The sequence below is a fragment of the Parasphingorhabdus sp. genome (assembly GCF_041748495.1).
Classification (GTDB): Bacteria; Pseudomonadota; Alphaproteobacteria; order Sphingomonadales; family Sphingomonadaceae; genus Parasphingorhabdus.
On sequence record NZ_JBGTDD010000033.1, the window covers coordinates 65,171 to 72,108 of the forward strand.

Genomic DNA, 6,938 nt, shown 5'->3' on the forward strand with positions numbered 1-6,938 from the left:
GCCCTCTTTTCTGTCATCGAAGACCATAATCCATCTGCCGGATGGCGGACATTCGTTTACCAGTCATGGATGGAGGCCATGTCGAAAAGTGGGAATCGATTTCTTTGGTAGAGAACAATCAAGGCGTACTCGATCTGAGCCGACCGTAATTCGGACTCCGGCGCTGGCTTGGCAGTCGATATTCTCTAAATTTCTATCTTTGTTGCTGTCGCAGTCTCTATGGATGCCTGCAGGCCAAGCATTAGACGCCGGATAATGATGAAGGACATCTTGGCAAGATTGAAGACTTGCACTTAGAATGAACCATCACTTTTTTCCAATATATGCTGAGAAGCGATCATTGCACGACGAGCGCGCGCGCTCTTGGTCATCTTTGCATCTAATGACGAACCGCGAGGAACCTCAATGCTGACGGGACAATCTGGCGGAAGCTTGTTCAGGAAGCCGATTATGTCAAGGCTGCCTTCGCCTGGCAACTGCCTCTCAATTGACGCTTCATATTCCTGCAGTTCCGGCAAGCAGATCATAGGACCGTCACTGAGTTGAGCATAGGCGATATACTCGGGTGGGATAACGGCCAGCTGTTCGAGAGTTCCTCCAGACCGAAACAAATGCAGCAAGTCCACATTGATGCCGGCAACGCCGGCATCTCCAATGTGCTCTACCAACACTAGCGCATCCTCGATCGTCACAACCTGCGAAGCAGGGTAAAATTCCACCAAAACCTTAAGATTTCTGCAATGTGCTTGCTCACAAAAGCGCGAAAATGTTTCCTGACGGCTTATCGGGTTCCGATCATAAAGCAAAACGTTCACGAGCCGAGATTTCAATTCGGAAGCACAATCAAGAGCAGGCGTGAGTTCATCAACTAGAGTGCGTTTCGAGATCGTAAATGGATATGCAATATCAACGCCTAAATTAAGCTGATCCATCCGGTCGATGAATTGCTCGCGAAGCCCGTGGTCTCCTATCAAGTCATAATTCGGCATTTGCGGCAGGACATCCATGGAGTGGAGGAACGGATTGACGGCCGCATAACCAGTTTCAAAGGCGATTTCCGCCAATTCGACTGGTGTCGCATCAACAAGCGTGATGTGATCAAGTGCAAACCTGCTGGATCTGATTCTATTATGCAATCGCCTGCTTTCCTATTCGACAAAGTTTCAATTTTCCCCGGCATCTGCCTTATTTGCTGCTGCCATTTTCTTCGCATCCAGTCCGGCAATTGAATTACCCGCAACGAGGTCGTTTTGCGCATGTGCAAAATGATGCATGTGATATTGAGCGTCCATGGCCGCTCGTTTTCCCCGTAACTCTTCAACATGGTGGACGGCCTGTTTCGTCAGCCAGTTGCCGAGGCGGGGTTGCGCAACCAGTTTTGCTGCCATTTTTGCTGTTTCCTGGCGCAATTGATCCCGCGCAACAATGCGATTCACCATGCCAAACTGCTCTGCCCGTCCGGCGCTCATTCGTTCCCCTAGCAAGAGAAATTCCATGGCTACTCGCGGCGGTAGTTCAAATGCATGCGCAAAATATTCAACGCCGGGAATCCCCATGCGATTGACTGGATCCTGAAAAAATGCGTCTTCCGATGCGACAATCAAATCGCAGACCCAGGCAAGCATCAGGCCTCCTGCAACGCACGCACCCTGCACCATAGCAATAGTAGGCTTGGGAATATCGCGCCAGCGGCGGCACATGCCGAGATATTGCTCCTGTTCGCGGGTGTAGAGTAATTCTGCAGCGGGCTTGTTAACATGTGGTGGAACCATCAGGCGATTGTCGAAATGTTTGAGCACGTCGCGGCCTGGCGTTCCGATATCATGTCCGGCAGAAAAGTGTTTTCCATTTCCTGCCAGCACGATGCACCGCACCGCATCGTCCTTGGTCGCTTTTTGGAACGCATCGTCCAGCGCATATGTCATCTGTCCGTTTTGTGCATTGTTGAAATCGGGACGATTCAGCGTGATCCAAGCAATCTGGTTATCCGTTTCATATAATACAGGGCTTTCGGTTTCATATACGATTCCGACCTTGGCGGGCTCAACGAGATCATCCATATTCGTTCTCCATGATATTCATTATTAACCATTCAGCTAACCTCAATTTTTCCGCAAATTTCTCGGTAGCCAGGGCACGGCCCTTTAACATCAATATAACCACAAAACTAGCCATATACGTATTTTATATAAGATATATTTACGCATTATGTGCCATTAACGGTATTGATATCGTATTTCTCGTATTTTGCAGTTAGCTTTCGGTTATGGGAAGAAAGCCAATCCCTGCCATCAATACTGTAACAAAAAATGACAAATGTTCGACTGGACCCTCAGGAATTTCCTAATACACTGAGATCGTTTGCGACGGGCGCCACGATCGTGACGACGGCAATAAATCCGGCCGGACCTGTGGGCGTAATCGCCCTCCATTGTCGACTGCAGAATTCCGGGGCCGGTATACCACGTGTCGTTGGCCCCCTCCTCGTTGCTGCTCAGCGTGCGATGACCCGCTTTCAAGACCTGCCAACAGACATGATCTTCAAAGCGATTTTCGAAGATCGCCATATCTTCGCTGCCGTGCACCGGCACCAAATGCCCCTTGTCCGCAATATTGTCGACAATCTCCTGCGGGTGACTGTTCAGTTCGCCAAGCGGCTCAATATTCCATTTGTCGGTCGTCGCCATACTCTCTGTCCGAGTCTCGTTCTTATGCGCCGAATTTGAAATCATTGTCACGACCGGAGGAACCGGATCTACCGAACGCGATGTGACCCCCGAAGCAATCAAACCACTGTTCCGGCGCGTTGCAATAGCGGAACGGACTGGCTGATTCCTAGGATGAGGGCATAGCACCGACCTAGTCCATCGTACGAGTTTCGCTAACCGTCACAATTGTTCTGACAGCACCCTCCAAACTACTTGGCACACAGTTTAAGTTTCAGGTTCAAATTGCGAGCAAGTCATGTTCATTCCCCTTGGCCGGAATGGCTCGGGGAATGTCCGTTGTCTGGCACTAAGAATTTCGGTCGCTACGACCGACAGGAGGGCGCATTTCAGACTGGCGGGAATTGGACCGCAAGCGGAAAGCCCTGTACTGGATATCCATTATGGGACAGCGACCGTTCGTCGAAATGAGATTACACGCAAGGGGTTTTCTCAATCAAAGGCTTTGCTGTCCGAGGCAGGGATGATGGCTATTGATACATTCTTTCTGACGCAGTCAGCAAGGTTGATCTGGTCAAGCTGGTGCGCAGCGTGGCCGGCACCTACCTGTAGGAGACCAAAGTCGCTATCTGCATGACCGATATTGAGCTTCGCCGCTCAGCACACTTTATCAAGGCGCCGAAGATTGGAGATTCCATTCTGCCACCTGCGCGCGCGTATCGGACAACATCTTATCCAAAGCAGCACGATCAAACACTCTTCCCCTCAGCACGACCGCATGGATCGCACGGGTCGCAGCGATATCCTCGAGCGGATTGCGATCGAGCAAAACCAAGTCGGCCGCCATGCCGGGTCGAATCCCGCCATAGCGATCGAGCATGCCGAACCAGGCCGGTCCCGCACGTGTCGCCGATGCGAGCGCCTGTGCCGGCGTCAATCCGCGATCGACGAAAAGTGCAATTTCGTCATGCAGTCCGACACCCGGATAGTTGAAACTGTTGAGAAAGCCGGCGTCGGTGCCGGCAATGATCATTACGCCGGCCTCGGACAACATGGGCAGGATAGCCGCTATGCGATCAAAATGCGCATGTCGTTCGGCAATTTCTGCGGCATCGGCCTTTGCCGCACGCTCTACCCGCCAATTATAAGTCTCACGGAGCCTGGGGCCGATATAGGCGAGATAGGGATCGTCAGCGTGATTCTCGCTGTCGAGCCAATTGATGATGCGGCTGCCGTTCAGGGTTGGTGTGACGAAAACCCCTGCATCGGCAAAGTGACGATAGGCGCGCATTGCGGTGGCAACATCAAAACTAGCATCAATACGGCGATTTGCTTCTATCCTGTCGATACGGCCCGCAGCAAAATCGGCGGCGATAGCTGCTTCGTCCTTTGCCCCCGCCTTATATGCATAGTCGAGGTGCTCGATCGAACTGATCCCAGCGTCTACCGCCTGCCCGACGGTCAGCGCCATCGGGATATGGCCCGACGTGCGCAAGCCAAGCGCCTTCGCTTTGGTGATCGCATAGAGAAATAATTCGGGCTTTAAAGTGCTGTCGGTAATTTTGATGAAATCGACCTTGTCTCTCGATTGCAACCGTGCAAGCGCGGTATCGACGTCCGCCTTGCTACCGACTTCGATGGTCCCCTTCCACAGCGGCGCCACCCCTTCAATTTTGGCTCCGGACGTCAACAGGCGGGGACCAAATTTGCGACCGGCGGCAAGATCAGCGCGCCACGCCAGCACTTGCCCGGGCAAGTCACCCGACGCATCGCGGATCGTGGTGATGCCGTGCGCGACATAGAGCGGCAGCAGCGCTTCATTCTCTTCGATCAGATCGGGACCGCCGCCGAAATGAACATGCATGTCCCACAAGCCAGGGATCAAATAGCGCGCGTTCCCGTCGACTGTCCGATTCGCTCGCCAATCACGCGCTATGGCCGCGTCAGGCCCCACCGCGGCAATATCACTGCCTTTAATTACAACCGCCTGGTCGTCAATAGATGTAGCCGTTTCGACATCGATCAGTGTCACGTTGCGGACGATCACATCGCCCTCGCGGCGGGCGGCATGCGCCGACGACGCGACCACAAGTAAGGTGGAGAAAAGTGCGACAAGCAGGTGTTTCATTACACGGAATCCTTCGAGGCGATGAATCATCTTAGCGCTGTGACGATGGTTCCGATAGGGCTTGGTACATGGAAACCTTCGTTTTATTTGTCGAGGAATGCGAGCTTTGGCGGCCACGGCGACCTCCGGTAATGAAGGATTGAATCTCACCCAGCACCTTTCGATTCAACAAGATTTGGCTTCCATACCAATAGCAGCCGATGGCAATTCAATTGATATCATACAGTTGGATGGTCAGTGGTTTGAGGATTCGCGTAGTCCTGGCCAGATCAATTGACGGGAGTCTGCGAAAAATGCACGATTTCTTTAATCTTGGACATTCGTTTTTGCATAGGATCGGATGATCCCTGTACGACCGGAATGACGGCGCGAAGCGGACATTAACCAAGTTGACAATTTTCCCGTATGTTGAAACCACTAAGGCCGCTCGAGATGACTGAAAATCGTCCAATGTTGGCGGCTTGGAGATGAGTAGGGAGATTCGCAAACCTGCCCCTTGTTGTCTGGCGCGATTGAAGCTCCCCAATCGGAACCATGAGACTATTTCGGACGTTTGCCAGGTGCCCAGGCCTTCCATAGAAGTCTGTACCGCCATCGAAATCTCGCAGAACAATTGCGGGTGTTTATGTCTGCAAACCAAAAAATGAAATTTGCCAGGGGTAAAGCAAAACTGCATTGCCGTTCGGAACGTTGACCGACAAGGCGGTCACCCTGTCTTCTATGTGTTCTTGAGTGGGTTTTTAATGGTAAAATATCTTAGCCATAGATGGCGTCTGTTTAAGCCTGTCCTTGCTGGCGGTAGCCTTAAAGATAGATTGATCGCTTGTATTGGAGCTTTGATTGGAATCTCTTTAACTGCTGTGGTCTGCGCAGCAACAGTGGGGCCAGAGATTATTCCGTGGCTGGTTGCTCCGATCGGTGCAACCGCAGTATTATTGTTCGCTGTGCCTGCCAGCCCTCTAGCCCAGCCTTGGCCTGTGATAGGCGGCAACATAATATCAGCCTTCGTAGGCGTCGCAGCAGCAAGAACCATAGCTTCACCTGCGTTAGCGGCAGGAATAGCTGTAGCCGGCGCTATTTTTGTAATGTCTGTTTTTCGGTGCCTTCATCCACCGGGAGGTGCTGCTGCACTGCTCGCCGTTATTGGAGGCAAGTCAGCAGCTTCACTTGGGTTTTTATTCCCATTATTGCCAGTGGGGCTAAACTCGTTATTGCTGGTAATTGTTGGACTGATTTTCCACCGTTTCTCCGGCCATTCCTATCCCCATAGAGCAATTCCGGTCTCTGGGCACCGGATCGTCCCAGATACGTTACTGGATATCCATCCCAGAGATATGGATCTCGCTCTGGAAGATTTAGGTGAAACGTTTGATATCAGTCGCGAGGATCTGGAGCTTCTTTTTCGCCAAGTAGAATTCCATGCGCGGGAACGCCGAATGGGAGCTTAGCTGGATCCCGTACTCCTTCGTTCGGACTCCGATTGCTTCAACCCATTCATCAGCGAATCCTGTGTATTGCCTCGTGCTCAGGTGACGCGTGTGATCGACCCGATTTGGAAAGTCTGGTTGAGCTGATGGGTTTTATTGCGCATGTTGTCAGAGACGAAGGCTTGCCGGTGTCGTGGGACCAGCAACGCATCCTGTCATCCGGCTTGCAGAAATCAGTGCAATTCGGGAGCAATGAAGGTGGCCTGCAACATTTTCATCGCTGGGCGGAACATTGTGTAAGCGTAGGTGAGAGACAGCCCCTTGACAAACTCAAGGCAGCCGCACCCGACATTTCGTGAATCTGCATTGCAAATCGCGAACTCTTTGCTGCTATGCGGTCGACGGCACTACAGTCCATTTGATTGGTGAGGCATTGGGCGGCTGTTCCATATTCAGCTGCTTCCAATTGTTCCATCTGGCCGACGCGCGGGTCAGTCGGATAGACCCGTTCTTCGCCAATAACCTGCTCGAAAGCCAGGTCTTCGGGCATGCGGTTGAGGCCGATCATCTTGTCGCAATTCTGGTGGCGCTGTAGATGCGCGTCTCCTGATAGCTGAGCGGCACGCTCTTGAAGCCGTCGCTTTCCATCGATTTTTGAATCATTTCACCAAATTGCGTGTCCTCGGGGATGATTGGCGACATGTCGCGGCCATTGGG

7 protein-coding genes are annotated in these 6,938 nt (G+C 52.1%); 2 read left to right on the top strand and 5 right to left on the bottom strand.

The window, feature by feature from the left end:
* Positions 1-293: 293 nt before the first annotated feature.
* The 3 genes from ACEW8J_RS02755 to ACEW8J_RS02765 all read right to left on the bottom strand — a co-directional run bounded on the left by ACEW8J_RS02755 (position 294) and on the right by ACEW8J_RS02765 (position 2,687).
* Positions 294-1,136, bottom strand: a complete 843-nt coding sequence (locus tag ACEW8J_RS02755; RefSeq protein ID WP_373490103.1) for a sugar phosphate isomerase/epimerase family protein — start codon at positions 1,134-1,136, stop codon at positions 294-296.
* A 27-nt stretch (positions 1,137-1,163) separates the two neighbouring features.
* Positions 1,164-2,060 (bottom strand): enoyl-CoA hydratase, encoded by an 897-nt coding sequence (locus tag ACEW8J_RS02760; protein WP_373490104.1) that lies wholly within the window; start codon positions 2,058-2,060, stop codon positions 1,164-1,166.
* 231 nt (positions 2,061-2,291) lie between these two features.
* Complete coding sequence (locus ACEW8J_RS02765; protein ID WP_373490105.1) at positions 2,292-2,687, bottom strand: hypothetical protein; 396 nt, start codon at positions 2,685-2,687, stop codon at positions 2,292-2,294.
* Between ACEW8J_RS02765 and ACEW8J_RS02770 the strand changes: the two genes are divergently transcribed.
* Entirely contained in the window at positions 2,671-2,832 is a 162-nt protein-coding gene (locus tag ACEW8J_RS02770) for a molybdopterin-binding protein (protein ID WP_373490106.1), read from the top strand. The genes ACEW8J_RS02765 and ACEW8J_RS02770 overlap by 17 nt on opposite strands.
* A 504-nt stretch (positions 2,833-3,336) precedes the next feature.
* Here the strand turns inward: ACEW8J_RS02770 and ACEW8J_RS02775 are convergent.
* Entirely contained in the window at positions 3,337-4,794 is a 1,458-nt protein-coding gene (locus ACEW8J_RS02775) for an amidohydrolase family protein (protein ID WP_373490107.1), read from the bottom strand.
* Positions 4,795-5,537: 743 nt separating this feature from the next.
* Here ACEW8J_RS02775 and ACEW8J_RS02780 point away from each other — a divergent pair.
* Complete coding sequence (locus ACEW8J_RS02780; RefSeq protein WP_373490108.1) at positions 5,538-6,242, top strand: HPP family protein; 705 nt, start codon at positions 5,538-5,540, stop codon at positions 6,240-6,242.
* 253 nt (positions 6,243-6,495) lie between these two features.
* Here ACEW8J_RS02780 and ACEW8J_RS02785 read toward each other — a convergent pair whose 3' ends face one another.
* The gene (locus ACEW8J_RS02785) at positions 6,496-6,789 is read right to left on the bottom strand and encodes a hypothetical protein (RefSeq protein WP_373490109.1); all 294 of its coding nucleotides are present in this window, start codon (positions 6,787-6,789) and stop codon (positions 6,496-6,498) included.
* Positions 6,790-6,938 lie beyond the last annotated feature (149 nt).

Bases quoted from the DNA above. Each gene is read 5' to 3' on its own strand.
- ACEW8J_RS02760 (WP_373490104.1), bottom strand. From the start codon at position 2,060: ATGGATGATCTCGTTGAGCCCGCCAAGGTCGGAATCGTATATGAAACC.
- ACEW8J_RS02765 (WP_373490105.1), bottom strand. From the start codon at position 2,687: ATGGCGACGACCGACAAATGGAATATTGAGCCGCTTGGCGAACTGAAC.
- ACEW8J_RS02780 (WP_373490108.1), top strand. From the start codon at position 5,538: ATGGTAAAATATCTTAGCCATAGATGGCGTCTGTTTAAGCCTGTCCTT.
- ACEW8J_RS02775 (WP_373490107.1), bottom strand. From the start codon at position 4,794: ATGAAACACCTGCTTGTCGCACTTTTCTCCACCTTACTTGTGGTCGCG.
- ACEW8J_RS02785 (WP_373490109.1), bottom strand. From the start codon at position 6,789: ATGATCGGCCTCAACCGCATGCCCGAAGACCTGGCTTTCGAGCAGGTT.